General features: G+C 71.8%; 26 protein-coding genes, 1 tRNA gene and 1 pseudogene. 10 read left to right on the forward strand and 18 right to left on the reverse strand.

The window, feature by feature from the left end; all coding sequences use genetic code 11:
- Positions 1 to 7 precede the first annotated feature (7 nt).
- Genes ehuD through ehuB form a run of 3 tightly spaced genes read right to left on the reverse strand, consistent with a single transcriptional unit; the run spans position 8 to position 2,255 of the window.
- Positions 8 to 658 carry an ectoine/hydroxyectoine ABC transporter permease subunit EhuD gene (gene ehuD / locus M2157_RS30080; RefSeq protein ID WP_057610923.1) on the reverse strand — a complete coding sequence of 217 codons (651 nt, stop codon included), beginning with the start codon at positions 656 to 658 and terminating at the stop codon, positions 8 to 10.
- The gene (gene ehuC, locus M2157_RS30085) at positions 655 to 1,353 is read right to left on the reverse strand and encodes an ectoine/hydroxyectoine ABC transporter permease subunit EhuC (RefSeq protein ID WP_280857838.1); all 699 of its coding nucleotides are present in this window, start codon (positions 1,351 to 1,353) and stop codon (positions 655 to 657) included. Before ehuC ends, ehuD begins: the two co-directional genes overlap by 4 nt.
- Positions 1,350 to 2,255 carry an ectoine/hydroxyectoine ABC transporter substrate-binding protein EhuB gene (ehuB, locus tag M2157_RS30090; protein ID WP_280857837.1) on the reverse strand — a complete coding sequence of 302 codons (906 nt, stop codon included), beginning with the start codon at positions 2,253 to 2,255 and terminating at the stop codon, positions 1,350 to 1,352. Before ehuB ends, ehuC begins: the two co-directional genes overlap by 4 nt.
- Before the next feature lie 97 nt (positions 2,256 to 2,352).
- Between ehuB and M2157_RS30095 the strand changes: the two genes are divergently transcribed.
- Positions 2,353 to 2,847 (forward strand): DUF3830 family protein, encoded by a 495-nt coding sequence (locus M2157_RS30095; protein WP_266528170.1) that lies wholly within the window; start codon positions 2,353 to 2,355, stop codon positions 2,845 to 2,847.
- On the opposite strand, the gene M2157_RS30100 is transcribed toward M2157_RS30095, so the two are convergent.
- Together M2157_RS30100 and M2157_RS30105 are read right to left on the reverse strand one after the other, a co-directional pair.
- On the reverse strand, positions 2,834 to 4,261 hold the full coding sequence (locus tag M2157_RS30100) for an amidase (protein ID WP_280866741.1): 1,428 nt from the start codon (positions 4,259 to 4,261) through the stop codon (positions 2,834 to 2,836). The two genes, M2157_RS30095 and M2157_RS30100, sit on opposite strands and share 14 nt — an antisense overlap.
- Positions 4,262 to 4,280: 19 nt before the next feature.
- Positions 4,281 to 5,228, reverse strand: coding sequence for a D-2-hydroxyacid dehydrogenase (locus M2157_RS30105; protein ID WP_280866742.1), 948 nt, complete (start codon positions 5,226 to 5,228; stop codon positions 4,281 to 4,283).
- Between the two features lie 198 nt (positions 5,229 to 5,426).
- Between M2157_RS30105 and M2157_RS30110 the strand changes: the two genes are divergently transcribed.
- The gene (locus M2157_RS30110; RefSeq protein WP_280857834.1) at positions 5,427 to 6,251 is read left to right on the forward strand and encodes an aspartate/glutamate racemase family protein; all 825 of its coding nucleotides are present in this window, start codon (positions 5,427 to 5,429) and stop codon (positions 6,249 to 6,251) included.
- The gene (locus M2157_RS30115; RefSeq protein ID WP_280857833.1) at positions 6,248 to 6,979 is read left to right on the forward strand and encodes a decarboxylase; all 732 of its coding nucleotides are present in this window, start codon (positions 6,248 to 6,250) and stop codon (positions 6,977 to 6,979) included. Before M2157_RS30110 ends, M2157_RS30115 begins: the two co-directional genes overlap by 4 nt.
- 19 nt (positions 6,980 to 6,998) lie before the next feature.
- Here M2157_RS30115 and M2157_RS30120 read toward each other — a convergent pair whose 3' ends face one another.
- Complete coding sequence (locus tag M2157_RS30120; protein ID WP_280857832.1) at positions 6,999 to 7,532, reverse strand: hypothetical protein; 534 nt, start codon at positions 7,530 to 7,532, stop codon at positions 6,999 to 7,001.
- Positions 7,533 to 7,545: 13 nt separating this feature from the next.
- Positions 7,546 to 7,806: a hypothetical protein gene (locus tag M2157_RS30125; protein ID WP_266528154.1), complete on the reverse strand. Its 261-nt coding sequence runs from the start codon at positions 7,804 to 7,806 to the stop codon at positions 7,546 to 7,548.
- Between the two features lie 171 nt (positions 7,807 to 7,977).
- On the opposite strand from M2157_RS30125, the gene M2157_RS30130 reads away from it, so the two are divergent.
- Complete coding sequence (locus tag M2157_RS30130) at positions 7,978 to 9,090, forward strand: LLM class flavin-dependent oxidoreductase (RefSeq protein WP_280866743.1); 1,113 nt, start codon at positions 7,978 to 7,980, stop codon at positions 9,088 to 9,090.
- Here the strand turns inward: M2157_RS30130 and M2157_RS30135 are convergent.
- A complete protein-coding gene (locus tag M2157_RS30135) occupies positions 9,087 to 10,901 on the reverse strand; it encodes an EAL domain-containing protein (protein WP_280857829.1) in 1,815 nt (604 codons plus the stop codon). The genes M2157_RS30130 and M2157_RS30135 overlap by 4 nt on opposite strands.
- Positions 10,902 to 11,216: 315 nt before the next feature.
- On the opposite strand from M2157_RS30135, the gene M2157_RS30140 reads away from it, so the two are divergent.
- A complete protein-coding gene (locus M2157_RS30140; RefSeq protein WP_280868296.1) occupies positions 11,217 to 12,470 on the forward strand; it encodes a M6 family metalloprotease domain-containing protein in 1,254 nt (417 codons plus the stop codon).
- Positions 12,471 to 12,715: 245 nt separating this feature from the next.
- Here M2157_RS30140 and M2157_RS30145 read toward each other — a convergent pair.
- The 8 genes from M2157_RS30145 to M2157_RS30180 all read right to left on the reverse strand — a co-directional run bounded on the left by M2157_RS30145 (position 12,716) and on the right by M2157_RS30180 (position 19,319).
- Positions 12,716 to 12,789: transfer RNA gene (locus M2157_RS30145), tRNA-Lys, on the reverse strand.
- Positions 12,780 to 13,370, reverse strand: coding sequence for a bifunctional DNA primase/polymerase (locus tag M2157_RS30150; protein ID WP_280857827.1), 591 nt, complete (start codon positions 13,368 to 13,370; stop codon positions 12,780 to 12,782). Before M2157_RS30150 ends, M2157_RS30145 begins: the two co-directional genes overlap by 10 nt.
- Before the next feature lie 119 nt (positions 13,371 to 13,489).
- Positions 13,490 to 13,858: a hypothetical protein gene (locus tag M2157_RS30155; RefSeq protein WP_280857826.1), complete on the reverse strand. Its 369-nt coding sequence runs from the start codon at positions 13,856 to 13,858 to the stop codon at positions 13,490 to 13,492.
- 133 nt (positions 13,859 to 13,991) lie between these two features.
- Positions 13,992 to 14,165: a hypothetical protein gene (locus M2157_RS30160; RefSeq protein WP_280866744.1), complete on the reverse strand. Its 174-nt coding sequence runs from the start codon at positions 14,163 to 14,165 to the stop codon at positions 13,992 to 13,994.
- Positions 14,162 to 15,517: an AAA domain-containing protein gene (locus M2157_RS30165; protein WP_280866745.1), complete on the reverse strand. Its 1,356-nt coding sequence runs from the start codon at positions 15,515 to 15,517 to the stop codon at positions 14,162 to 14,164. The genes M2157_RS30160 and M2157_RS30165 overlap by 4 nt, the downstream gene beginning before the upstream one ends.
- Positions 15,518 to 15,701: 184 nt before the next feature.
- Positions 15,702 to 17,300 carry a hypothetical protein gene (locus M2157_RS30170; RefSeq protein ID WP_280866746.1) on the reverse strand — a complete coding sequence of 533 codons (1,599 nt, stop codon included), beginning with the start codon at positions 17,298 to 17,300 and terminating at the stop codon, positions 15,702 to 15,704.
- Complete coding sequence (locus M2157_RS30175) at positions 17,291 to 18,469, reverse strand: hypothetical protein (protein ID WP_280866748.1); 1,179 nt, start codon at positions 18,467 to 18,469, stop codon at positions 17,291 to 17,293. The genes M2157_RS30170 and M2157_RS30175 overlap by 10 nt, the downstream gene beginning before the upstream one ends.
- A complete protein-coding gene (locus M2157_RS30180) occupies positions 18,366 to 19,319 on the reverse strand; it encodes a phosphatase PAP2 family protein (protein ID WP_280857822.1) in 954 nt (317 codons plus the stop codon). The genes M2157_RS30175 and M2157_RS30180 overlap by 104 nt, the downstream gene beginning before the upstream one ends.
- Positions 19,320 to 19,528: 209 nt before the next feature.
- Here M2157_RS30180 and M2157_RS30185 point away from each other — a divergent pair, with 209 nt between their 5' ends.
- Positions 19,529 to 20,125, forward strand: a complete 597-nt coding sequence (locus M2157_RS30185) for a histidine phosphatase family protein (RefSeq protein WP_280857821.1) — start codon at positions 19,529 to 19,531, stop codon at positions 20,123 to 20,125.
- A gap of 47 nt (positions 20,126 to 20,172) precedes the next feature.
- On the opposite strand, the gene M2157_RS30190 is transcribed toward M2157_RS30185, so the two are convergent.
- Complete coding sequence (locus tag M2157_RS30190; RefSeq protein ID WP_280857820.1) at positions 20,173 to 21,579, reverse strand: tetratricopeptide repeat protein; 1,407 nt, start codon at positions 21,577 to 21,579, stop codon at positions 20,173 to 20,175.
- Between the two features lie 265 nt (positions 21,580 to 21,844).
- Here M2157_RS30190 and M2157_RS30195 point away from each other — a divergent pair, with 265 nt between their 5' ends.
- Positions 21,845 to 22,225, forward strand: a complete 381-nt coding sequence (locus M2157_RS30195) for a hypothetical protein (protein ID WP_280857819.1) — start codon at positions 21,845 to 21,847, stop codon at positions 22,223 to 22,225.
- 69 nt (positions 22,226 to 22,294) lie between these two features.
- Positions 22,295 to 23,146 carry a fused MFS/spermidine synthase gene (locus tag M2157_RS30200; RefSeq protein WP_280857818.1) on the forward strand — a complete coding sequence of 284 codons (852 nt, stop codon included), beginning with the start codon at positions 22,295 to 22,297 and terminating at the stop codon, positions 23,144 to 23,146.
- 9 nt (positions 23,147 to 23,155) lie between these two features.
- Here M2157_RS30200 and M2157_RS30205 read toward each other — a convergent pair whose 3' ends face one another.
- A complete protein-coding gene (locus tag M2157_RS30205) occupies positions 23,156 to 23,656 on the reverse strand; it encodes a hypothetical protein (RefSeq protein WP_280857817.1) in 501 nt (166 codons plus the stop codon).
- A gap of 99 nt (positions 23,657 to 23,755) precedes the next feature.
- On the opposite strand from M2157_RS30205, the gene M2157_RS30210 reads away from it, so the two are divergent.
- Both M2157_RS30210 and M2157_RS30215 read left to right on the forward strand, forming a co-directional pair.
- Positions 23,756 to 24,460, forward strand: a complete 705-nt coding sequence (locus tag M2157_RS30210) for a response regulator transcription factor (RefSeq protein WP_266564300.1) — start codon at positions 23,756 to 23,758, stop codon at positions 24,458 to 24,460.
- Positions 24,457 to 25,867, forward strand: a pseudogene (locus M2157_RS30215) (HAMP domain-containing sensor histidine kinase). The gene M2157_RS30210 and the pseudogene M2157_RS30215 overlap by 4 nt, the downstream one beginning before the upstream one ends.
- Positions 25,868 to 25,870: the final 3 nt, after the last annotated feature.

A 25,870-nucleotide genomic window follows, 5' to 3' on the forward strand; every position in this document is an offset into this window, starting at 1 on the left:
GGGAGTGTCAGCGGACAAGACGTCGCTCCAGGGATCGCAGAAGAAGGGAGGCCAGATAGGAGATGACGATGAAGGCCACGCCGATCACGGTCAGCGGCTCGGTGAACTGGAAGTGCTCCTGGGCGAACAGCCGCGCCTCGCCGAGCATCTCCAGCACCGTGATGACCATCAGCATCGGTGTGTCCTTGAGCATCGAGATCACGTAGTTGCCGAGAGCGGGTACGACCCGGCGGATCGCCTGCGGCAGGATCACCACCTGCCAGGTCCGCACCCGCGGCAGGTTCAGCGCCGTCGCCGCCTCCCACTGGCCGGTCGGCACCGCCTCGATACCGGCCCGGTAGACCTGCATGGTGTACGTCGAGTAGTGCAGCCCGATCCCGATGACACCGGTGGCCAGCGCCGAGAGGGTCACGCCCCACTCGGGCAGCACATAGAAGAGGAAGAACAGCTGGACCAGCAGCGGGGTGTTGCGCACGAACTCCGTGACCACCCCGACCGGCCAGCGCACGAACCGTGAGGGCGCGCGCATCAGCAGCGCCCACACCAGGCCCAGCGCGAAGGAGATCAGCGAGCCGAGCGCGAGGGCCTGCAGGGTGACCAGCAGCCCGTCCCAGAACTGCGGCATGAAGTCGCTGACGGCACTCCAGTCCCATGTCATCCGACACTCCCTCCGACCGGCTGGGGCACCTGGACCTCACGCGTGGGTTCCTTGCCGACCCCCGCCTTGAGCTTCTTCTCGAGGCCGCGCATCAACCGCGTGAGCAGGAAGGCGATCACGAAGTAGATGAGCAGCAGATACGTGTAGATCCCGGCGCTCTCCTGGAGCGCCAGCCGCACCAGGTTGCCGCTGAACGCCAGATCGCCCATGCCCATCACGGACACCAGCGCGGTGCCCTTGAGCAGCTCGATCAGCAGGTTGGAGAACGGCGGGATCATCTCCGGCACCGCCTGCGGCAGCAGGATCAGCCTCAGCCGCTGCCAGGGCGTGAAGCTCAGCGCGATCCCGCCCTCCTGCTGCGCCGGGTCGACCGCCTTGAGCGCCCCGCGCACGATCTCGGAGCCGTACGCCCCGTAGGTCAGTCCGAGTGCGAGCGTGCCCGCCCACATCGGCACCAGCTGCCAGCCGAAGGCCGGGGGCAGCACGAAGAACACCCAGAAGATCATCACCAGCGCCGAGGTCCCGCGGAACACCTCGGTGTAGAGGCCCGCGAGGAAGCGGACGATCCACAGCCGGTGGGTGCGCAGGACGCCGACCACGAAGGACACGGCGGCGGCGAGGATCGCGCTGAAGAACAGCAGCTGGACCGTCGTCCAGATGCCTTTGAGCACCAGTTCCCAGAGTCCGGAGGTCATCCGCCGCAGAGCTCCTTCGCGGTCAGGTCCGTCATCTCGGCCTGCGTGAACCCGAAGGGCTTGAGGACCCGGAACAGCTCCCCGCTCTTCTTCAGCTTCCGCAGCTCGGCGTTGAAGGCGTCCCGCAGGTTCGTCTCGGTCCGGCGGAACGCGAAGGCGCCCCCGTCGACGTGCGGTTTGCCGCCGACGGTCGGGGTGAAGGCCTTGGTGGCCTCCGCCTTGGCCGATTTCTTCACCACCTCGCGGGTGGTGAGCGCGGTCCCGGCGAACACGTCGACGCGTCCCGCCTCCACGGCGTTCAGCCCCGCGACCTGGTCCGGCACGATCAGGATGTCGCTTTCCTTGTATCCCGCCTCGACGGCGTACCCGATCTCCGCGTAGCCGGTCCCGGTGGCGAACTTCGCCTTCTTCGCGACGACGTCCTTGTAGTTGTGAAGACCTTTGGGATTTCCCTTGCGCACGATGAAGGAATCGAGCATCTGGTAGTCGGGATCGGCGAAGATCACCTGCTCGCAGCGTTCCGGGGTGACGTACATCCCGGCCGCCACGACATCGAACTGCTGGGAATTCAGCCCGGGAATGAGTGAGCCGAACTCGGTGGGCACGGGCTGCACCTTGTCCACCCCGAGCCGCTTGAATATGACCCTCGCGAGTTCTGGTGCCTCACCGGTGAGGTCGCCGTTCTTGTCGATGTATCCGAAAGGGATCTCACCCGCGATTCCCAGCCGTACGACACCTGCCGCCCTGAGCCGGTCGAGCAGTTCACCGCCTCCCTCGGTCGAGGCGGTGGCCACGCGTGAGCAGCCCGCCGCGCCCAGTGCACCGAGCGCCGCCACCCCCGCGAGCAGCGACCGGCGGGTGGTCCCGGATATGTGTTCGCCATGTTCCAGTGGTGGAGCCATGGCGGCGCGGCTACCCGACCGGATGCGACTTATGCAGATCGATTTGAGCCCCGTTCCGGACTGAGGCCCTCTTGACCGGCGGGGGACCATGGAATGCATGGCTGACCGCTACATCGAAGTCTCGCTGGTCAAGCGGGGAATCACCGCCACGGCAAAGCTCCTGGACGATCGGGCGCCGATCACCTGCGCGGCCGTCTGGGATGCCCTCCCGCTCGCCGGCGACGTCTACCACGCGAAGTACGCACGCAATGAGATCTACGCCCTTTTCCCGCCTTTCGCGGAAACCGAACCACCCCTGGAAAATCCGACAGTTACCCCGATTCCCGGAGATCTCTGCTATTTCTCCTTCGCCGGCACCGAGCTCGGCACCAAGTCCTACGGCTACGACCGCGAGGTCCGCGCGGGCACGACCGTCGTCGACCTGGCCCTGTTCTACGAACGCAACAACCTCCTCCTGAACGCCGATGTGGGCTGGGTCCCCGGAATCGTCTGGGGTCAGGTGGTGGACGGGCTGGACGCCCTGGCCGAGGGCTGCAACGACCTCTGGCGCGCGGGCGCCCTCGGCGAGAGCCTCCGGTTCAGCCGGGCGTGACGCTCCTCGCGCGAGCCGGGTCGGGTGGCCGGATGCCCGCCGTTTCCGCCTCGTAGAGTGCGTGGGCCGCCCGCAGCACCAGGTCGTCCCGGTGCCGGGCCGCCACGATCTGGAGTCCCACCGGCAGCCCGTCGGCGTCGGTCCCCACCGGGACGGACGCGGCGGGCTGCTGGGTCATGTTGAAGGGGTACGTGAAGGGCGTCCACCCCGTCCAGCGGTGGTGCCCCGAGCCCTTCGGGACCTCTGTGCCCGCCTCGAACGCGGTGATCGGGAGGGCCGGGGTGACCAACAGGTCGTAGGAGTCGTGGAAGCGGCCCATCCGGCGCCCGAGTTCCATCCGGACGTCCACCGCGGCCAGGTAGTCGAGCGCGCTCATGCGCGACCCCAGGCCGCAGATCGCCCGGAGCCCCGGGTCCAGCAACTCCCGCTGGTGCGGGCCGAGATGCTGGGTCACCCGGGCCGCCCCGCTGAACCACAGGGTGTGGAAGGCGTCCACCGGGTCGGCGAAGTCGGGATCGGTCTCGGTGACGTACGCGCCGAGTCCGGCCAGGCGTTCCACGGCCCGCCGTACCGCCGCGGCGACCTCGGGCTGTACGGCCACCTGGCCGCCGAGGGACGGCGAGTACGCGACCCGCAGCCCGCGCACCCCGCCCGACAGGGCCGCCGTGTACGGGCCGGCCGCCGGGCCCAGCGCCGACCAGTCACGGGAGTCCGGCACCCCGATGACGTCGAGGAGCAGTGCCGCGTCGGCCGCGTCGCGGGTCATCGGGCCCACGTGGGCGAGGGTGCCGAAGGCGCTCGCCGGGTAGAGCGGCACGCGGCCGTACGTCGGCTTGAGGGCGAAGATCCCGCAGAACGCGGCCGGGATACGGACGCTGCCCCCGCCGTCCGTGCCGAGCGCGAGCGGCCCCGCGCCGAGCGCCACGGCCGCCGCGGCGCCCCCGCTGGAGCCGCCCGCGGTGCGTGTCGGGCCGTAGGGATTGCGCGTCACGCCCGACAGCGGCGAGTCCGTGACGCCCTTCCAGCCGAACTCGGGGGTCGTGGTCTTGCCGAGGAAGACCGCGCCCTGCTCGCGCAGCCGGGCGACGGACGGGGCGTCCTCGTCCCAGGTGCCGCTCTCCGGGATCGTCCTTGAGCCCTTCAGCGTCGGGGCGCCGCGCAGCAGCAGGATGTCCTTCACCGTGACCGGGACGCCGTCCACCGCGCCGGACGGCTCCCCCCGTCGCCAGCGGTCGGCCGAGGCGCGGGCCTGCGCCAGGGCCTCCTCGCCGGTCAGCCGCACGAAGGCGTTCACCTCCGGCTGGATCCGTTCGGCCCGGTCCAGAGCCGCCCGGGTCGCCTCCACAGGGCTGAACTCGCCCTTGCGGTAGCCCTCCACGAGTTGTACGGCGGTCAGTTCGGTGAGGTCCTGCATGTGCCCCTCCGCTCGACGTTCAGTGCCCTGGCACGTACCCGCGTTGCTTGTCGACCACGTTCGGCAGTGATCTGCCCGCCTCCCAGCGGTCGTACAACTGCAGGAACTGCGTGCCGAGTTCATCGCGCCAGCCGACCGTGTCACCGCTCATGTGCGGGGACACGATCAGGCCGGGCACCTGCCACAACGGGCTTTCGGGCGGCAGCGGTTCGGTGTCGAACACATCGAGGGCGGCCCCGGCGATCCACCGCTTGGACACCGCCTCCACCAGCGCGTCCTCGACGACCAGCTGACCCCGGCCGATGTTGATGAACCGCGCGGAGGGCTGCATCATCCCGAAGCGGTGGGCGTCGAACATGCCGTGCGTGTCCGCGGTGAGCGGGGCGGCCGCGATCACCCAGTCGGCGCGGGCCATCAGACGGTCGAGGTCGTCGGGGCCGTGGATCCCGGTGCGGGAACGGCGGCCGACGAGTGCGGTGGTGATGCCGAGCGCCTTGAGGGTGCTCACGATCGCCCGCCCGATGGGCCCGGAACCGACCACACAGGCGCGGGTCCCGGTCACCCGCTGGGACTCCCGGTGCCGCCACACACCCTCCCGCTGCAGGTCCAGGGTCCGGGGCAGGTCCTTCGCCATCGTCAGGACCAGCGCGGCGACGTACTCGGCGATCGGCTGGTCGAAGACCCCGCGGGCGTTGGTCACCACCGTGTCGGAGACGGCGAGTTCGGGGCACATCAGATGGTCCACGCCCGCGCTCGCCGTGTGCACCCAGCGCGGCCGCGGGCCCTCGCCCGGCCACGCGTCACGCACCGCGGTCGAGGTGAAGTCCCAGACCAGCAGCACGTCGGCGGACGGCAGCCGCTCGGCGAGCGTGGCCTGGTCCGCGTGCTCGATCCGGGCCCGCCCGGTGAGCTTTCCGAGCCGGGGCGGGGGGTCGGCGTCAAGGACCAGAAGGGTGGGGACGGACATCGAGGCACCGTTTCTACGGATTATCGCGGTGGCTGCCAGGCGTCTGACATGGGCGGGAACGCCGGCGGTGACACCGGTGTGACGTGAGCGTGACATGGGCGGATTGACCACGCTCGCACCCGAACCTACCTTCGTCAACACGGGCGTTGTGCACGTTCCGCTGTCCCCCCGTCTCTCACCGTGAGGCCGGTCTCTGCCATGGACGTTTCCTTTCTAGGTGGTCCGCGCCCCCAGCGCGGTGTCGGTGTCGTCGCCCCCTTCGACTTCGCGCTGGATCGCGAGCTGTGGCGGTGGGTCCCCGACGAGATCTCGCTCCATCTGACCCGCACCCCCTACGTCCCCGTCGAGGTCAGCCTCGACCTGGCCCGTCTGGTGAGCGAACACGAGACCCTGCACGAGGCGGTGCGCACGCTCAACGCGATCGCCCCCGAGGTCGTCGCCTACGCCTGCACCTCCGGCAGCTTCGTCGGCGGGATCGCCGGGGAACGCGCCATGTGCGCGGCCATGACGGTGGCGGGCGCGGTCCCGTCCCTGACCACGTCCGGAGCCCTCCTGGACGCCCTCGCCGAACTCGACGTCCGCCGGGTGGCACTGGTGACGCCGTACACGGTGTCGGTGACCAGGTCGCTGGAGGAGTACGTCGCCGAAGCGGGCGTCTCGGTCACCGGATGCGCCTACATGGGCCTGACCCGGCACATCTGGAAGGTGCCCTACCGTCAGGTCTCCGAGATGGCCCACAAGGCCGTACGGGACGACGCCCAGGCCCTGTTCATCAGCTGCACCAACCTGCCGACGTACGACGTCATCCCGCAACTGGAAGCGGAACTGCGCATCCCGGTGATCTCGGCCAACCAGGTGACGATGTGGGCGGCGCTGCGCCGACTGGGTACCCGAGCCGTGGGACCGTACCAGGCGCTGATCGATCCGGCGGCGAGGTACGGGCCCGTGCCCCCGGAGATTCCGGGACTGCCGGAAGTCCGGGGCCTGCCGGACGAAGAGCAGCAGCAGGAAGGCTGGACATGACCGCTCTCGGATTCCTCTACCCGGGCCACTCCGCCGAGGACGACTATCCGCGCATCGAACAGCTCCTGGGCAGCGACATCCGCCTGGACGTCGTCCACACCGACATCGGCACCGACGCGCACCGCGTGGACGCCCTCCTGGAGATGGGCTCGGCGGAACGGCTCGCCGCGGGCGTCGAGGAACTGCGCATGTCGGGCGCCGAGTCCGTCGTCTGGGCCTGCACCAGCGGCAGTTTCGTCTACGGCTGGGAAGGCGCCCACGAGCAGGTGCGCAATCTCGCCGTCGCGGCCGGCATGCCCGCGTCCTCGACGTCGTTCGCCTTCGTGCACGCGGCCCAGGAGATCGGGGCCGGGCGGGTGGCGGTCGCGGCGACCTACCCGGACGATGTCGCGGGCCTGTTCGCGGAGTTCCTGCGGGCGGGCGGAGTCGAGGTCCTCCAGGTCCGCGGCGCCGGGATCATCACCGCCGCGGAGGTCGGCACCTGGGGCGAGGAGGAGGTCTTCGCGCTGGCCCGGGAGGCCGACTCGCCGGACGCTGAGGCGGTGCTCCTCCCGGACACGGCCCTCCACACGGCCACCCACATCCCGGCCCTGGAGAAGGAGCTCGGCAAGCCGGTCCTCACCGCGAACCAGGTCACGGTCTGGGAGGCTCTGCGGCTGACGGACCGCCGGGTGAACGCCCCGGCCATGGGGGCGCTGTTCACCAGGGAGCCGATCGTCCAGGTGTGAGACGCGCCCGCTCAGGGGCTCACCGCTGAAGGTCCTGGACGGCCTCGGCGGTGAGTTCCGTGCGCATGGCGCGCAGTAGCCGGTGCTGACGGTTTCCGTACAGGACGAGCCAGCCCAGGAAGACCCCGGCGAACACGCCCATGCCGAGGGTCTGCGGCAGGCTCGCGGTCAGGGCCGTCAGCACCACGCCCGCGCAGAACAGGACGGCGAGGAGGACCTGGGCCGCGACCCGGTGGCGTGAGCGGTGCAGACGCTGTTCGACCAGGTCGCGCATGGCCTGCCGCTCCTGCGGCGCGGTGGGGACCTCGCCCCGGCGCAGCTTCCGGTCCAGCGACACCAGGCGGTCCACGGAACCTCCCGCGGCCCGCTTCTCCCGGCGCCGCACGGCGAGCATGACGCCGACCCCGCCGACCGAGGCGAACACCACGTACAGCAGGGCCGAGGCGACCGAGCGCTCCGGGGACAGCAGCAGGACCACGACGCACGCGACCAGGAGGGACAGGACGACCTGGACCCACACGTGCTTGCCGAGAAAGGCGTTGACGCGTTCCACGGACTGCCTCCCCTCACATCCGGTCGCGGCGCCGGACCGAGCGCAACCGCATCGTCAGGCCGATGGCCAGCAGCACCAGGGCCACCGCGCAGTAGGCCCACGAGCCGCTGCCGCGGACGGCGTCAACGGCGGCCAGGACCACCCACAGGGCGGCGACGACACTCAGCGCGGTCCACGCGATGTCGGCGATACGGATGGACAACTGGGCGCGCTGTCTGGTGCCGGGTTCGAGCGGTCCGAGTTCCGACGGCCGCGACGGGTTCTCTCGCGTCATGGCGATCCCTCCGGATTGTGGAATTGTGCGCTTTGAGTACCCGGGGGCGGGTGCGACAAGCAGTCGACGCAGGTCGGGATGCGGAAGCCGGCGCTCCAGGAATCCTGGACCCGGCCCCGGGAATAAACGGGGACACTCTCCTGTTAATACCGGACTGACAGCGCACGGCTCATGAGCAGGAGGCACCCCACCGTGGCGGAAGACGAGATCCGAGGTACTGCACAGGGCACCGCCCCCGTACCTCTCTCGGTACTCGACCTGGTCACCGTCGGCGCGGGACGCACGGCCACCGACGCCCTGCGCACCAGCGTCGCCATCGCCAAGCTCACCGAGTCCCGCGGTTTCCACCGCTACTGGATCGCCGAGCACCACTCCATGCCGGGCGTGGCGTCCTCGTCCCCCGCGGTGATCCTCGCCCACCTCGCCGCCCACACGACCCGCATCCGGCTCGGCTCGGGCGGCGTCATGCTCCCCAACCACGCCCCACTGGTGATCGCGGAGCAGTTCGGCACGCTGGAGGCGATGGCGCCGGGACGGATCGACCTGGGCCTCGGACGGGCGCCCGGCACCGACGGCGCCACCGCCGCGGCCCTGCGCCGCGCCGACCGGCTGCACGAGGGCGCCGACGACTTCCCCGAGCAGCTCGCCGAGCTCACCCGCTTCCTGGACGACGACTTCCCCGACGGCCACCCCTACCGCCGTATCCACGCCGTACCCGGTCCCGTCCAGGCGACCTCACCCGGTGGCGTCCAGTCCCCGCACCGCCCGCCGGTCTGGCTGCTCGGCTCCTCCGGCTTCAGCGCTCAGCTGGCCGGCTCCCTCGGCCTGCCCTTCGCCTTCGCGCACCACTTCTCGGCGCAGAACACCATCCCGGCCCTGGACCTGTACCGCGAGTCCTTCCGGCCCTCCGCGGTCCTCGACGAGCCGTACGCCCTCATCGGCGTCTCCGCCCTCGCCACCGACGACGAGAAGGAGGCCCGCCGCCAGGTCCGCGCCGCCGCGCTCAGCATGATCCGGCTGCGCACCGGCCGCCCCGGCCTGGTCCCCACCCCCGAGGAGGCGGAGGCCCACGAATTCAGCCCGATGGAGGAGGAGTTCGCGCGCTCCTGGAACGCCAACGTCATCCACGGCACCGCCGACGAGGTCCGCTCCGGCCTCGACGACCTCCACAAGCGCACCGGCGCCGACGAGTTGATGCTCACGGGCAACGCGCACAGCGGTGACGTACGCCTGCGCTCCTACGAACTCGTCGCGGACGCCTACGGACTCCCCACGACCCCTTAGGCCTTCACGCCCATCAGCCCGGAGATACGATCCGGCGACACCGGCCGCGAGTACAGCCAGCCCTGGCCGGTGTCGCAGCCGATCCGGCGCAGGCGGCTGGCCTGGGCCGAGGTCTCGACGCACTCCGCGGTGACAGTGAGGCCGAGGCGGTGGGCGAGCTGGATCATCGCCTCGACGACGACCTCGTCGGCCGGGTTGGGGGCGACGCCCTCGCCCTCGTACTGGAAGCCGCGCACGAAGGAGCCGTCCAGTTTCAGGACGGAGACCGGCAGGCGGCTGAGGTAGGCGAGGTTCGAGTAGCCCGTGCCGAAGTCGTCGATCGCGATGCCGACGCCCATGTCGCTCAGCGCCTGGAGGGCCTGGAGCGGGCGGCCCGCCGAACCCATCACGGCCGACTCGGTGAGTTCGAGCTGGAGGAGATGGGGCGCCAGGCCGGTCTCCGCGAGGGTCTTCGCCACGTCCGCGACCAGGTCGGAGTCCCAGACCTGACGGACCGCCACATTGACGCTGACGAAGATCGGCGGCTCGTCGGGGTGGTCGAGTTGCCACTGACGGGCCTGGCGGCAGGCGGTGACGAGGATCCAGCGGCCGAGCGGGACGATCGAGCCGTCCTCCTCGGCCAGTGCGATGAACCGATTCGGCGTCAGCATCCCGAACTGCGGGTGGTTCCAGCGCACCAGCGCCTCTACCCCGCGCAGCCGGCCGTCCTCCATGCCCACCAGCGGCTGGTACTCCAGCTGGAACTCGCCGCGCTCGATGGCCGGGCGGAGCGTGGAGGCGAGGGCCTGCCGGGTCATGCGGTGGGCGTTGCGCTCGGGGTCGAAGAGCGTCCAGCGGTCCCGGCCGTCCGCCTTGGCCCAGTACAGCGTGGTGTCGGCGGCCTGCATCAGACCCGTCGCCGAGGTGCCCTCCGCCTGCCGCTCGACGACCCCGATCGACGCCGACACCGACATCCGGTTTCCGGAGACGTCGAAGGGCGCCTGGACGGCCTTCAGCAGGGACTCGGCGAGGTCGGCGAGCTGTTCGGTGCCGGTGGAGTCCTCGACGAGTAGCGCGAACTCGTCGCCGCCCAGCCTCGCCACCAGGGGAGCGGTCGCCCGCCCGTGGCCGGCCTCGTCCGCGCAGCGCGTGAGCCGCTCGGCGACGGCGGCCAGCAACCGGTCGCCGACCCGGTGGCCGAGAGTGTCGTTGACGGCCTGGAACCCGTCGAGGTCCAGATAGCACAACCCGATCCGGCCCGTGCCGCCCTGCTCGTACGACTCCGGCTCCAGCGCGGCCGTCAGCCGCTCGAAGAACAGCGTGCGGTTGGGCAGCCGCGTCACCGGGTCGTGCATCTGCAAGTGCCGCAGCCGGGCCTGGAGTTCACGACGGGCCGTGATGTCGGCGACGGACAGCAGGACGCCGGGGGACCCCTGGGAGCCCTCGGCCAGCGGCGTGATCGTGATCTGCGCCCACATCGAGTGTCCGTCGGGATGCTTGAGCCGCCGCTTGCAGCGCAGCTTCGCCTGCCGGCCGCGCAGCACCTCGCGGTAGGAGTGCCAGGTGCGGGCGTCCGAGGCCAGATCCACCAGGTCGGCGGCCTGGGCCCCGGCCAACTCCTCCGGTACGGCGCCGAGCAGCTCGCCGAAGGCGGGGTTGGCGTCGACGACCGTGCCCTCGCGGTCCACCACGGCCATGGCCAGCGGCGCTGCCGCGAAGGCGGCACGGTGCGTCGGGGGCTCCGTACGAGCAGGTGTCGTGATATCACTCTCTGTTACGACCGACCCGTCGGGGTCTGCCGCGGGCGCCGGCCCTTCGGACGTTCCGTTCACCGCTAGCTCCCGCAGTGCACTCGATCGCTGTCCGCGCAGGAAAGTGTGCCGATCATAGAGGCTGCCCCCGGGCCCTTCCAGCCATTGCCCAGTCTGGAGGACCGGCAACCCCTTCTGGCAGATCGTTTCTGCCCGCAGCTGGACGGGTTCTTGGGGCCTGGGACCGGTTGTGACGTTCCGTGAGTGATTCGGGGGTGTCGGCCGGTCCGTCAGGTCACGCCATCTCACTCGTCCGGTGCAGATAAACAGGGCGTAGTACTACAAAAGCACACAGGCTGGGTGCGGTATCCCGTGAAACCGCTCCCGGAGGTCCCGTTGCCGCGCCCGTTTCCGCGCACCTTGCCGCGCCCCCGACTGCGCAGCTCCGCCGCCGTGTTCACCACCATGGCGGCCCTGGCCTCCACCTCCCTCGTCACCGGCCCCTCGGTCGCCGAACCCTTCTCGTCGGCGCCCTGCACCCTGGAACGCACCGAGGCCCACCACTCGGAGGGCCTCGACACCTGGAACACCGCCTATCCGCGCCCGGCCCGAGCCCTCGACGCCGTCATGGTCTTCCTGTCCTTCCCGGACGCCCGGCCGCTGACCGCCCCCGCCCAACTGGCCGCCGATCACTTCCCGGCCACCACCCGCTTCTTCCAGCACGCCTCCTACGGCCGCTTCACCCTGCGCCCGCACCCGTTGCGGCACTGGATCCGGATGCCGCGCCCGTCGACGGCCTACGCCATACAGCGCGACTGGAGCGCCGCGGACCGGGAAGCCTATCTGCGCGACGCGCTCGCCGCGGCCGACGGGCAGGTCGACTTCTCGCGCTACGACGTCGTCTACTTCGTCGCCGACCCCGACGCGCCCGGCGTCGACTCGGACGCCACGAAGGTCGTCAACCTGGACGTACCGCTGCGCGCCGACGGCACCGACATCCGCCGGGTGGTCACCGTCTTCGAGAAGCACCCGCCGGACCGGCTGGTCCTGGCCCATGAGACGGGGCACGTGTTCGACCTGCCGGACCTCTACCACCGGCCGATGGACGGCAAGGGGGACTGGGACACCTATGTCGGCGACTGGGACCTGATGGGCAGCCAGTTCGGACTCGCCCCCGATCTGTTCGCCTGGCACAAGTGGAAGCTGGGCTGGCTGGAGCGCCGGCAGGTGACGTGCGTACGGGGGCCGAAACCGACGCGGCTGACGCTGGAGCCGCTGGAGGCCGGTCCCGGCAACGCCGGGATCTTCGGACCCGGTCGCGGCACCAAGCTCGCGGTCGTGCGCACCGGGGTCGACAGCGCGCTGGCCTTCGAGGCCCGCGCGGCGATGGGCGACGACGAGGCGGTCTGCCGACAGGGCGTGCTGATCTACCGCGTCCACAGCGGCGCCGCGTCCGGCGGCGGCCCGATCCAGGTGATCGACGCCCATCCCCGCACCGAGGCCTGCTGGGAGAACTCCGTCTACCCACCCCTCGCGGACGCCCCCGTCGACACCGGCGAGAGCTTCACGGTCCCGGGCGAGCAGGTCAGCGTGAAGGTGACCGGACGAACGGCCTCGGGGGCGTGGAACGTGGAGATCGCGCTCGGGTGACGTCCCGGCCGACGGCTCGGTGGGCGAGGGGGTGTGGGTGGCGGAGCCCCCACAACGCGCGGCGCAGCCGCGCAGAAACGACGATGGCGAGGCCGGTTCGCGCTCGGGTGACTCACGGACCGACGGCTCGGTGGGCGAGGGGGTGTGGGTGGCGGAGCCCCCACAACGCGCGGCGCAGCCGCGCAGAAACGACGATGGCGAGGCCGGTTCGCGCTTTCCGCGAACACGCCTCGCCATCGACAACGTGCGCCGCCAGGGACTCGAACCCCGGACCCGCTGATTAAGAGTCAGCTGCTCTAACCAACTGAGCTAGCGGCGCCTGCTGACGTCGTAGACCTTAGCATCCTGATCGGCGGGGGGAAAAATCGATATCCGCACCGCGGCGCGAGCCGCCCGTACCGCCGCCCAGAGCAGGATTTCCGGGCCCGGCAGCCAGGGGTGGCGGGTGTCGGGGGCGACCAGCCAGCGGGAGGCCGACGCGGATTTCGGGGTGCTCAGCGGGGCCGGGACGGTGACCGCGTCGCCGATGCCGTGGCACAGCAGCGGCGGGATCGCGGCCGTACGGCCGATCTCCTCCCACCGCAGCAGCGACGGCAGCCGCTGCGCCGTGCCCGGCGCCGCGAACAGCAGCATCCGGGCCCGGAGCATCGCCACGGGTCCCGAGCCCGGCCCCTCCTCCCACAGCCGGTCGAGCATCCGGCGCCCGAAGATCGCTGGGGCGCTGACCACGTCGAAGGCGGTGCCGCAGGGCAGTACGACCGGGGCCGCGGGGCGCTCCTCCCAGAGCGCCAGGGTGCTGCGCGGGTACGTCCCCGCCGAGGCGAGCCAGGCGGCTCCGTCCGCGGTGACGCCCGAGACGTCGAAGCGTGTGTCGGAGAACGGTTCGTCGCGAGTGCTCATGCCGACTACATCTACCGGGCGTGAGCAGGCCGTTCCGCAGAGTTGCGGGAAACCGGGACAGGAGGGGGCGAGGAGGGGTATCTTGCCCGCTTGGCATATGCCAGGGATCGTTTACGGGCTCACACGGGGTCGGCGTGCCCCGCTCCGTCCTCCGCGCCACGCAGCAGATCCCGGCCGAACTCGACCATCTTCTTGGCGTAGTCCTCGGTCCACTCGGCGCGCTCGGCGATGTCGGCCGTCGTGAGCCGGTCGAAGCGCCTGGGGTCGGCCAGCTGGGCCGCCGCCATCGCCTGGAACTCCACGGCACGGTCCGCCGCCGCACGGAAGGCGTGCGCCAGCTCGGTGGACCGGCTCAGCAGCGCGCGCGGGTCGTCCATCGACTCGAGGTCGAAGAAGTGCTCCGGGTCGTCGGCCACCTGTGCGGGCTCGAACAGCAAAGGCGCGGGGCGCAGCCGCGGTTCGTTCCGACGCGGCGTGGGCTCCGCCATGTCTTCATCCTCCTCGTACGTCGTCCGTGGCGATGGCCCGTCTGTGCATGGGCCACCGTCCATTGTCCCGCGCCCGTGCAAGAGGGCGGGGCGCCTGCGGTACCGAGGTCTACGGCCCGCGCGATGTTCCCGCTCACGGTCGCCAGGCCACCCGGTGTTCCGCCAGCCGTGCCAGTACCGCGTGGTTCGCCTCCCAGCCGTCCGGGCTGTTTGCATCGGCCGCCTCCGGCGGCGTCCGGACTCCGTCCGGCCAGGGGCGGCGCTGAAGCCGGATGCCCGCCGACCAGGTGCCCGGTGTGTCGATCACGGTCGCCAGGCCACCCGGTGTTCCGCCAGCCGTGCCAGTACCGCGTGGTTCGCCTCCCAGCCGTCCGGAAACTTCACCAGCGTCCCCAGCTGGACCGGTTCGGTCGACGGGTAGTCGTCCAGGAGCTCGCTCACGCCCGCGCGGCACACCACGACGCACGCTTGGCGGTGCCGGGAGGCCAGGACGCACAGGCGGCCCGTCTCCAGGTGGAAGGCGGTGGCGTCGGGGCGGCCGGAGAGCGGGTGGAGGACGACCGTGACGTCGTACTCGCGGCCCTGAAGACGGTTCGCGGTGTCGACGGTGACGTCCAGGACGCCGAGGTCGGCGAGCGCCGCGCGGACGGCCGCCGCCTGGTCGCGGTGGGCCGTGCCCACGGCGATGCGGTCGGCGGTGAGCGGCGCGGGGTCCGGTGAGCGTTCCGACATGGCCGCCCCGCCCCGGTCCAGCAGCCGCCGTACGACGGTCGCGACGGCCCGTACCGCCTCGGGGTCCGTGCGCGGAGTGTGCCTCGCGGGCAGCTCCAGCAGGCCCCAGCCGGACTCCGCCGCCGCGTCGATCACCCGGTCGGGGCCCGAGCCGTCAGAGGGGACGCCGAAGGTGAGCCGGCGATCGCCGTGGTCCGTGCCGCTGCGGAAGGGCGTGTACGGGTAGAAGGCGTCCGAGACCAGGGGCGCGGCCGAGGCGGGCAGCCGCCAGGACACCGGCAGGCGGTGCTGGGGCAGTTCCGGGTTGTGGGCCAGCAGGGTCGTCACCGCCGAGGCCGAGGGGTCGTACGACAGCCCCGCCCACTGCTCGCTGCCCACGATCGCGAACGGGTCCAGCTGTCCGGGGTCGCCCACGAACAGCGCCCGCTCGAACAGACCCGCCACCGCGAGCAGCGCGTCCGAGCGCATCTGGTACGCCTCGTCCACGATCGCGTGCGCCCACGGCTCGTCGACCTTCACATGCCCCCACTTGGCGGCCGTCGAAATCACCACGGGCAGCCCGGTCAGATCACCCGCCTTCGCCGACTTCCGTACGTTCGCCAGCGCGTCCAGCGCTTTGTCGTACGGGTCGGCGTCACTGCTGTGCAGCCGCCCGACCGGCAGGTCGGGGTTCTTCTCGGCGAGCCGCAGGACCAGGTCGTCCACCTGGGCGTTCGTCTGCGCCACGACCATCAGCGAGCGCCCCGCGTCGGCCAGTTCCAGCGCGGCACGGACGACGAGGGTGGACTTGCCGGCGCCGGGCGGGGAGTCGACGACGACACCGCGATGGGTGCCGTGCAGGGTGTCGTGGAGGATCGCGTCGGTGGCGCGGGCCGCGGCTGTGCCGGGAGCAAGCGGCACTCCTTGAGGCGTCACTATTTGTGCCATTCGGGTGACAGATGGTAACGCCGTCGCGTGCTGAGCGAGAACCAAGCCAGCACAGCAACCTCCATTCTTTGGGGAAACCGGGCTGGTTCCAACCCGGCTGGTGTTGATCGCGGAAGACTTGGGCGCTCGCTGAGCGGTCGAGCGGCGTGAGCCAGGAATCCCTCTCGTTCGCGAAGGGGAGGGTTCAAAGGACGTCCTCCGGGGTCATGGAGTCGGCGTTTTCGGGCACGGCGGCCGCCTCACCGGGCGGCCCGCCGTGCGTCCACGGCGTGTCCTCCGGGTCGGGCAGCTTCGCGCCGCCGCGCTGCTCGTGCTCGAAGAGCGTGAAGCACACCCGGTCGCCCTTCTCGGGCACGGACCCGGTCTCGGGCTCCTTGCCGCGGCCCATCTTGTCGAGGATCTTGAGGACGACGAGGGCGCCCTCCTCCTCGTACCCCACGAACTCGGCCGACTGCGGCTTCCCGCCCAGCGCGCGGTACACCTTGGCCCGCTCGCCCAGATGCGGCCGGTCGTCGGTCCGTACGGTCACCAGCGGGCGCGGGCTCGGCCGCTTGCCCTCGCTGTACGTCATCACGACGTCCGTGACCTCCCCGGCGAACGCCTCCCCGGCCAGCCGCCGCCCCGCCATCACCAGCGGGTCGTCGAGCGCCTCCTGCGCCTCCAGACGGGCCTGTTCGCGCTCGCGCGCGGCGAGCTTGTTGGCGGCGGTGACCGCGTCGTCGCGGCGCGGCTGCGGGGGCTCGCCGGCCACGACCCGGTCGCGGTGGCTCGTGAAGGACCAGCGGTCGCGCGTCCACCGCTCCTCGGCGTGCGCCCCCTCGGGCAGCGTCCGCAGCAGGTCGATGCCCCGCCACACCGCGTCCCAGGTCGGACGGGTACGAGTCGCGACCAAGGCGCGGATCTCCTGCTCGGCGGCGGTGAGCGCGCCCAGCCGGTCGTCGGCCTCAAGGCCGTCCTCGGCGGCGGCGAGGGCGGTACGCGCGCGGTCGTAGCGCAGGAGGGCCGGGGCGAGCAGCTTGTTGTCGAACGCCGGGTCGGTGGCGGGCCCCGCGGGCGGGTGCAGCAGCTGGCCGTGGTCGTCGCGGGCGAGTTCGGCCTCCAGCGCGGCCTCGGCGCCCGAGCGGCCCGGCGGCGGATCGATCCACGCGAGCAGCGCGCCCAGGTGCTGGTCCTCCAGCGTGGACTGGCCGGTGGACCAGTGCCGGCCCAGGACGTCCGTCATAGCCAGCAGCAGCGAGGAGCCGGGCACCCGGGCCCGCTCCCCGAAGTGGGTCAGCCACCGGCCCAGCAACGGCACCCGGGGCGGGGCCGGATACGGGGTCTCCGGGTCCTGCTCCGCCGTACGCCGGAAACGCATGGAGCGCCCCAGCAGCCGTACGAAATCGACACCCGCCCGGCTCGGCAGGATCAGCTGCGGGGCGTCCGCGCACAGCTCGACCTCGACCTTGACCCGCTTGCCGGTCTCCGGATCGGTCTCATTGCGCTCGGCGGCCTCCACCGATTCGGCGTATCCGTCGACGTACGGCAGCACGACGTCCGCCAGCTCGGCCAGGAACGCGAACCTGAGGTCCCGGTCCCGCGGCTGCGGTACGACCAGAAGGTGCGGCGCATCCCGGTCGGTGCCCACGAGCGCGCCCAGCGGGGCACCGGCCTCGCCCGCGGTGGTGAGCGGGACGAGGACGAGGGGGCGGTCGGAGAGGTGCCGGTGCAGGACGGTCGCGGCGGGCTGGGCGCGACCGGTGCTGACGGCTTCGAGGCGGGCGAGGGTGGCGATCAGCGACATGCGGTCACCCCCAGCGCCTCCGCGCGCAGTTCGGCCGCCCTGCGCAGGGCCGCCACCGCCGGATCGTCCGGATCGCCGGCCTCGCCGCGGGCCGCGGACAGGACCTCCTCGACCGTCGTCAGGCCGCCCAGTTCCGCGCGTACCGAGCGGCCCAGGGAGGTCACCGCGCCGGCCGCGCGGGAGCGGTCCCGGCAGTGGAAGGCCAGTTCGCACGCGGACAGGCACTCGGGGGCGTAGGTCGCCGGGACCGACTCGACCGCGGCGGTGAGTTCGTCGGCGGGCTGGTCGGGGGCGAAGCAGGTGCCGTCGGGGAGGGCGTCGGCGATGTCCTGGATGCGGGTGAGACGGGCCAGCTGGCGGGCGGTGACCGCGCGCTGCTTGCGGATGTCGACGGCCGAGGCGGTGGGCAGGTTGGAGAAGTCCTTGGGGCAGACCAGCAGGACCCGGTGGCGGACCTTCGGAGCCGGTTCAAGGCGGGCGGCGACCTCCTCCAGCGCCAGGACGTACACCGCGGCCTGGCGGGCGGCCGCGCCCACCTTCGAGGGGTCCGCCGAACCGTCCAGCATCGGGAAGGACTTGATCTCCACGACCGTCCAGCTGCCGTCCGGGTGCACGACCACCGCGTCCGGCTCCAGGAAGGCGGGGGAGCCGGCGACGTCGAGCGCGAGCATCGGGTGGTCGAGCAGCGTCCAGGTGCCTGCTGCCTCCGTGGCCTCGCGCAGGGCCAGTGCCGTACGCGCGGTACGGCCCTCGGGGCCGATCGCGGTGAGGTCGGGGACCTGGGCGTCGGCGGGGGGCTGCGCGGTGCGGTCCAGTCGCTCGTGCACCAGCCGCAGCAACTCCGCGCCGCCGTCCGCCTTGACCTTCGCCTCGAAGGCGTTGCCCCGCGTCAGGGCGAACTGCGACTGCCCGAAGGCGGATGGCGCACCCAGCGCGCTCGCCACCGCCGTCTTGTTCACCCCGGCGCCGTCGAGGATCGCGCGCCGCTTGCACCCGGGATTCGCGGCGAGGGCCGCGAGAGCGCGCGCGTCCAGTGCCTTGGCCGGTACCTCGGGCCCGCGCAGCTCAGCGAGCCGCTGCCGGAGCGCCGTCCCCCGCTTCCGCGGGAGAGGTACTCGGCTCGGCTCCGCTTCCGAAGCGTGACTCGCGCTGCCGTGGAATGTGCTCACCCGTGGAAGTCTGGCATCCGTCACTGACAATTGAGGGCTCTGCGTCGAGCGAGACGGCGGTGACAGGAGCTATCCGGGCCCGGATACCCGCCGTGGCCCGCTCCGCGGCCCGCGTGACGTACGGGGCGAGCAGGAACCCGGCGCCCATCACGGCCGCGCCCGCGACCGCGTCGAGGAAGTAGTGGTTCGCGGTGCCCATGACCACGATCGTGGTGATCAGCGGGTAGGCGACGGCCGCGACCTTCGTCGTACGCGTCCTGCCGTACCGCCACAGCATCACTCCGCACCACAGGGCCCAGCCGACATGCAGGCTCGGCATGGCCGCGTACTGGTTCGTCATGCCGCCCATACCCCGCGGGGCGCTCGCCTCGCCGCCCCACCAGCCGTACGAGCTGTACTGGGCCATCGTGTCGACGAAGCCATGGCTCGCGGAGAGGAGGCGGGGCGGGCAGGTCGGCAGCAGGGTGAAGCCGATCAGACCCATGAACGTGGACGTCATCAGCCAGGTGCGGGCCGCGCGGTAGTGCAGGGCGCGGGAGCGGAAGAGCCAGACCAGGATGGCGGGCGTGACCAGGTAGTGCAGCGAGGCGTACCAGAAGTCGGCCGGTACGCCGATCCACGTCTGGCTGGTGAAGAGCCTGTTGAGCGGGTGCTCGGCGTTGAGGTAGAGGAACTTCTCCACCTTGAGGATCGCCAGGCCGTGGTCGACGGCGCCCGTGACATCGCCCCTGGCGAGGAGCCGGCCGGCGCTGTAGCAGGCGTACACCAACAGGATCAGGGGCAGCTCGGTCCACCAGCGCAGCCGCGTCTCCGGGACTGCCTCGGTGCCTGGTGTCTCGGTCAGCGGCATCCGATCCTGTCCCCCTTCGTTTCGCGCGGCGTCCGGCGGTCCTTGGCCGGTCGTGCCACTTTACGGCGTATGTGCGGGCCCGTGTGGAGTGCCCCCACGCAGCGCCTTCGGCCCTCAAAGACGCTGAGATCGCCCGTCGGGTTGCCCCTGCACAGCGTGCGCGATGATGGAGGGGTTCCGCCTCCGCTTTCCACCGGAAAGGTCTCTTCATGGCTCCGCGCATCCTGCTGGCCCGGCACGGACAGACCGAGTGGTCGCTGTCCGGCAAGCACACCGGCAGGACCGACGTGCCGCTCCTGGAGGAGGGACGGCGGGGCGCCAAGCTGCTCGGCGAGCGGCTGCACCGGGCTCCCCACGACGGTCTCCCCGGGGTGGAGATACGCACGAGCCCGCTGGCACGCGCGCGGGAGACCTGCGAACTCGCCGGGTTCGCGGAGCGGGCGGCCACCTGGGACACGCTCATGGAGTGGGACTACGGCGCGTACGAGGGCATGACCCCGGAGGAGATCCAGGCCGTCCGGCCGGGGTGGCTGATCTGGCGGGACGGCGTGCCGCAGGGGGAGTCCCTGGCGGAGGTCACCGCGCGCGCGGACGAGGTCGTCGCCTGGGCGCGTTCCGCCGACCGGGATGTGCTGGTGTTCGCCCATGGACACATCCTGCGGTCCATCGGGGCGCGGTGGCTGGGGTTGCCGATCGACTTCGCGGCGCGGGTGCGGCTGAATCCGACGTCCCTTTCGGTGCTGGGCTGGGCCTATGACGAGCCGGCGATCGAGAGCTGGAACGACCTGGGGCATCTGGGTTCGTAGTCGGGTGCGGGTCCGTCGTGGCCGGTCGCAGCCGAACAACGACCCGCTCACGCAGTCCTCGGCGTCGACGCATGGCGTTCCAGAAAGGCCGACACCCCCGAAGCGCGCCGGTGCGGCAGCAGCACCCTCGCCGTTCCCGCCAGCATCGTCTGGATCCGCGACGACTGGACCTCGCCCAGCAGCTCCAGGACCCGCAGCCCCGCCGCCGCACTCTCGTCGGGGTGGCCGCCGCGGGCCAGGTCGTCGGCCAGTTCGGCCGTGTACAGCGCGATGTTGCGGGTGAAGTGCGGATCCTGCAGGTCCGCCGCCCGGCCCGCGTGCCGGGCGGCCCGGCGCCAGTCGCCCAGCGTCGACCAGCACTGCGCCTCCAGACCCTCCAGCTCGGCCTCGCCGTAGAAACTCATCCACTCGGGGTCGGCGTCCGAGAGACCTCGTTCGAAGAAGGCCTGCGCGCGGGCGAGCGCCTGCTCGCACCCGGTGCGGTCGGCGAGCCCCGCCCAGCCGCCCGCCTCGCGCAGCGCGAGCAGCGACATCAGGCGGGGCGAGCCCAGGGACCGGGCCACCCGCTGCGCGGCCTGCGCGGCCCGCACCGCCTCACGCGGCCGACCCGCGTCGCGCGCGAGGAAGGCCGTGTTGCAGAAGGCGTGCGCCTCCAGGGCGTCGTCACCGGTCACCCGGGCCGTCGCGAGCGCCTCCGCGTAGTGCGAGCGGGCGTCGTCGAAGCGTCCCGAGTCGTGCGCCAGCCAGCCCACCGAGATGGCGAGTTCGCCCGCGCCCGAGTGCAGCCGGTCCGCGGTCGTCTGCCGGGTCGCGCCGGCGTCCAGCAGCGCGTAGGCGGCGCGCAGTGGAGCCGCCGCGCGCCGGTACAGGCCGTCCGCGCCGTGCCGGTCGTCGAGCAACCGGATCCTGCGCACGGCCTCTTCCAGAGCCCCCGCCTCGCCCGTCCCGGCGCGGCGGACCGGCCGTCCGGCGGCCGTGGCGTCGGCGGCGAGCCCGAGCGGGCCCAGTGAGGCGGCGGCCACGGTGGCGCCCCCGCCGGTCATGAATGCGCGACGCAGCACGTCGCTCTCCTCGTAGTTGTCGTACGTCTCGTCAGGGTCTTGCGTGTCTTGCGTGTCATACGGCTCGTACGTCCCCTCTGTCTCACTCGCCGGACGCGCCCGGCGTCCGCGTACGGAAGCGCGGGGCGCGAAGCCCAGGTCGGTGAGCGTGCGGCCGGGGAACATGTGCAGGAACACCCGTTCGTACGCGTAGTTGGGGCAGCGGATCTCGCCCGCCTCGACGCGGCCCACATAGCGTGCGTCGCAGCTGACCCGCTCGCCGATCTCGCGCGCGGCCCGTCGAACCGCCGCGGCGAACTCGGCCGGCGAGCGCTGTCCGCGCAGGCGCCGGAACGCGAGGTTCGGCTGCGGTGGGGTGGGGGACTGGGACGAGGTCACCATTGACGACGCCATGGCCGGGTCCTCTCGTGCGAACCGTCGAACCATGCCGGGGGTGGGACGAGTTGACTGGTTTGTCAGTGTGACGCCCTGTTTCCGGCGGGCAAGAACGTACCTGCTGTGTCCGGGTCGCCATGCGGGGTTTGGCTACAAACCGGATATCTCATCCGAGATCTGCCATGAACTGCCATCCTTTGCGGCGGACTTCTGCCGTAGCCGTTGACGCGGGAGCGCGTTGAAATCCTCGGAGTCGGACGAGGGTTCCTTGATGGAGGCCGCGATGGAGATCAGCCAGAGCGTCGATCCTTGTACGCCGGTGTCCTGTGACGTGGTCACGGTGCCGACGCGACACGGCTTGGAGGCCGTCGACATCCTGCGGCGGGGGGTGGGGGACGGGGTCGGGCCGGTACTGCACGACGACGGCGGCCAGACGTTGGGGTTCCTGGTGCCGCCTGGGACCGCGGCAGGCTGGGACATGCCGGGGAGTACGTGCACGGAGACGGACGGACGGGGTCTGCGGCTGACCCCGGAGCCTCCGGTGGCGGGATCGGACTGGCTGCTGCCACCGGGAGACGCCGACCTGGCGACGGACCCGGCGGTGCTGCGGGCAGCACTGGGCGAGGCGGCGCGACTGATCGAGGCCGCGGACAACTGCCAGTGAGTTCGCCGGTCCGAGGGGCCCCACCGGCCCGCAGACGCATGACTGCCCGCTGCTGCGGATAATGGTGGAGTGGGAAAGTCCAGAAGGTCCGTCGAAGCCGTTGTAGAACCCGTGGACGGCGGCCTCGCCGAGCTCATCCCCGACCGCGAGCGCACACACGCATGGACGCTGCTCATCGACGGCGCCCCGCAGTCCCACGTCGACCTGGACGACCCGACCCACCTCTCCTTCGAGTACCAGCGCCGCCTCGGCCACGTCATCGACCTCGTCGCGCCCCCCGGCAAGCCCGTGCACGCCGTGCACCTCGGCGGAGGCGCCTTCACCCTCGCCCGGTATCTCGCCGCCACCCGCCCCCGCTCCACCCAGCAGGTCGTCGAGCGGGACGCCGCTCTGGTCCAACTGGTCCGGCAAAAGCTCCCGTTGGAGCAGAACGCGCGAATACGGGTGCGGTCCGTCGACGCGCGCGAGGGCCTCGCCAAGGTGGCCGACGGGTGGGCCGACCTCGTGATCGCCGATGTGTTCAGCGGAGCCAGGACCCCGGCCCATCTCACCTCCACCGAGTTCCTCGACGAGGTCCGCCGGACCCTCAAGCCGGGCGGGTACTACGCCGCCAACCTCGCCGACGGACCGCCGCTCGCCCATCTCCGCGGCCAGATCGCCACCGCAGCCGCCCGCTTCCCCGAACTCGCCCTCGTGGCCGACCCGACGGTCCTGCGCGGCAAACGCTTCGGCAACGCCGTCCTGGTCGCCTCCGACACCGCCCTGCCGCTCGCGGAACTGACCCGCCGCGCCGCCTCCGACCCGCACCCAGGCCGCGTCGAACACGGCAAGGCGCTCCTCGACTTCACCGGAGGGGCCGCGGCCGTGACGGACGCCGGAGCGGTGGCCTCACCCGCACCGCCGGCCTCCGTCTTCAGATGACCCGGTGACTCAGTACGTGCCGATCTCCACCCGCGGCGGACCGTCGTGCCAGGTGCAGAACACCGACACCCGGTCCGCGCCCGAGGCGAACTCCACCCGGATCCACGACTCCGTCTTCCACACCTGCATCGACCAGCCCGTGCCCGGCGTCGCGGACACCAGGGCCGCCGACTTCTCGCCGAGGTCGAAGACCGCGCGGCCGCCGTCGGTGTCGTAGCTCCTGACCCGACCGGAAGCCGTGGGAGACGGGCTCTTCGCGGGAGCCGGCGTCGCGGACGGGACACTCGGCGCCGGTGTCGGGCTCTTCGACGGGGCCGGCCGCCTCGCCGGGCTCGGTGAGGCCAGCGGCTTCGACTCCTGTGTCGTCGCCTCGGCCGCCGTGATGGGCAGGGCGCGCGGCGGATCGTAGGCCGTGCCCGCCATGACCGTGTGGACGCCCCACCACGACAGCGTGACCGCCGCGCCCGTGGCGAGCGTCCAAGCCAGTACGTGTACGAGTCCTCTGCGCATCGCGGGCCATACTGCCTCAGGCACCTCACAGAGCGCACCCGGACTGAGTTGTCCACAGGCGCCGGAAACAGGTCCCCCGCATGGCGTACGGTGCGGCGCATGGCAAGTGTGCTCGTGGTCGAGGACGACCAGTTCGTTCGTTCGGCGCTCATCCGGCACCTGACCGACGCGGCACACACCGTGCGCAGTGTCGGCACGGCACTGGAGGCGCTGCGCGAGGTCGCCCATTTCCGTTTCGACGTGGTGATCCTGGACCTCGGACTGCCCGATCTGGACGGGTCCGAGGCCCTGAAGATGCTGCGCGGGATCACCGACGTCCCGGTCATCATCGCCACCGCGCGGGACGACGAGACGGAGATCGTCCGACTGCTGAACGCCGGGGCGGACGACTACCTCACCAAGCCCTTCTCGGTCGAGCACCTCTCCGCCCGCATGGCCGCCGTCCTACGGCGGTCCCGTGCCGCCGGCGGTGACGGACCGCCGGAGACCGTGCTGCGCGTCGGCGGCCTGAGCGTCGACCCGCTGCGCCGCCAGGCCGAGCTGGACGGCGCCCGACTCGACCTCACCCGCCGCGAGTTCGACCTGCTCGCCTTCCTGGCCGCCCGCCCCGGGGTGGTCGTGCCCCGCAAGGAACTCCTCGCGGAGGTCTGGCAGCAGTCCTACGGCGACGACCAGACCATCGACGTCCATCTGTCGTGGCTCAGGCGCAAGTTGGGGGAGACGGCCGCGCAGCCCCGCTATCTGCACACCTTGCGGGGCGTCGGAGTGAAGCTGGAACCACCGGGCGGGGGGCTGCCGCTGTGAGATGGGCCCTGGTCAAGGTCTGCCTGGCGGTCACCACCATGGTCGTGGTCGCCTTCGCCATCCCGCTCGGCCTGGTCATCAAGGAGATGGCCCGGGACCGCGCGTTCTCCAACGCCGAGCGGCAGGCCGCCGCCGTCGCCCCGGCGCTGTCCATCACCACCGACCGCGACCAGCTGGAGCGGGTCGTCGCCTCCGCGGGCTCGGACTCCGGGATGGCCGTCCACATACCGGGCCGACGGTGACCGGAAAAGCGATCAGAAGTCCGTCGACATCGGACGGCAGCGGGCCGCCGACGACGACATCGCGACCGTGCGGAAACTGGGCCGCGCCTCCACCACCGAGGTCCCCGGCGGCTCCACCCTGCTCCAGCCGGTCGCGCTCAGCTCCGGCGAGATAGCCGTCGTCGAGGTGTACGTCCCCGAGTCCGAGGTGAGCAACGGCGTCGCGACCGCCTGGGCGGTGCTCGCGGGCGTCGGTATCGCGCTCGTCGTCGGCTCGGTCGCGGTCGCCGACCGGCTCGGCGTCCGGATGGTGCAGCCCGCTCAGAAACTCGTCGAGGGCGCCCATGAACTGGGGGAGGGGAAGCTGGGGTCGAGGGTGCCGGAGGAGGGGCCGACCGAACTGCGGCTGGCGGCGGTCGCGTTCAACTCCATGGCCGACCAGGTCGTACAACTGCTGGCGAACGAGCGGGAGTTGGCCGCCGACCTGTCCCACCGGCTGCGCACCCCGCTGACCGTGCTGCGGCTCAACGCCGCCTCGCTCGGGGACGGGCCCGCCGCGGAGCAGACCCGGGCCGCGGTCGCACAGCTGGAGCGTGAGGTCGACACCATCATCCGTACCGCCCGGGAGGCCAAGCCGCAGACGGCGGCCGCCGGGCCCGGCGCCGGGTGCGACGCGGCCGCGGTGGTCCGGGAGCGGATGGGATTCTGGTCCGCGCTCGCGGAGGACGAGGGCCGCAAGTGGCGGGTGGCCGGCACCGAGCGGCCGGTGCGGATACCCGTGGCCCGGGCGGATCTCGCCGCCGCGCTGGACGCCCTGCTCGGCAACGTCTTCCGGCACACCCCGGAGGGCACCGCCTTCGCGGTCGACGTGCACAACGGCGAGGACGCGGTGATCGTGCTCGTCTCCGACGCCGGGCCCGGCATCCGCGACCCCGAGGCCGCGATGGCGCGCGGGCGGGGTTCGGGCAGCGCCGGGTCGACCGGGCTCGGGCTCGACATCGTGCGCCGGCTCGCCGAGTCGACGGGCGGGGACGTACGGATCGGGTCGTCGGTCCTTGGCGGCACCGAGGTGCGGATCTGGATCCAGCTGGACGGACGGGAACCGGTGCGCCGGGGACACCGGGTGCGCCGGCGCCGAACGGGCAGATTGGTCTCGACCTTTAACCGACCCCGATCCCTTCCTTAAGGG

The organism is Streptomyces sp. SAI-127, from assembly GCF_029894425.1.
Taxonomy (GTDB): Bacteria; Actinomycetota; Actinomycetes; order Streptomycetales; family Streptomycetaceae; genus Streptomyces.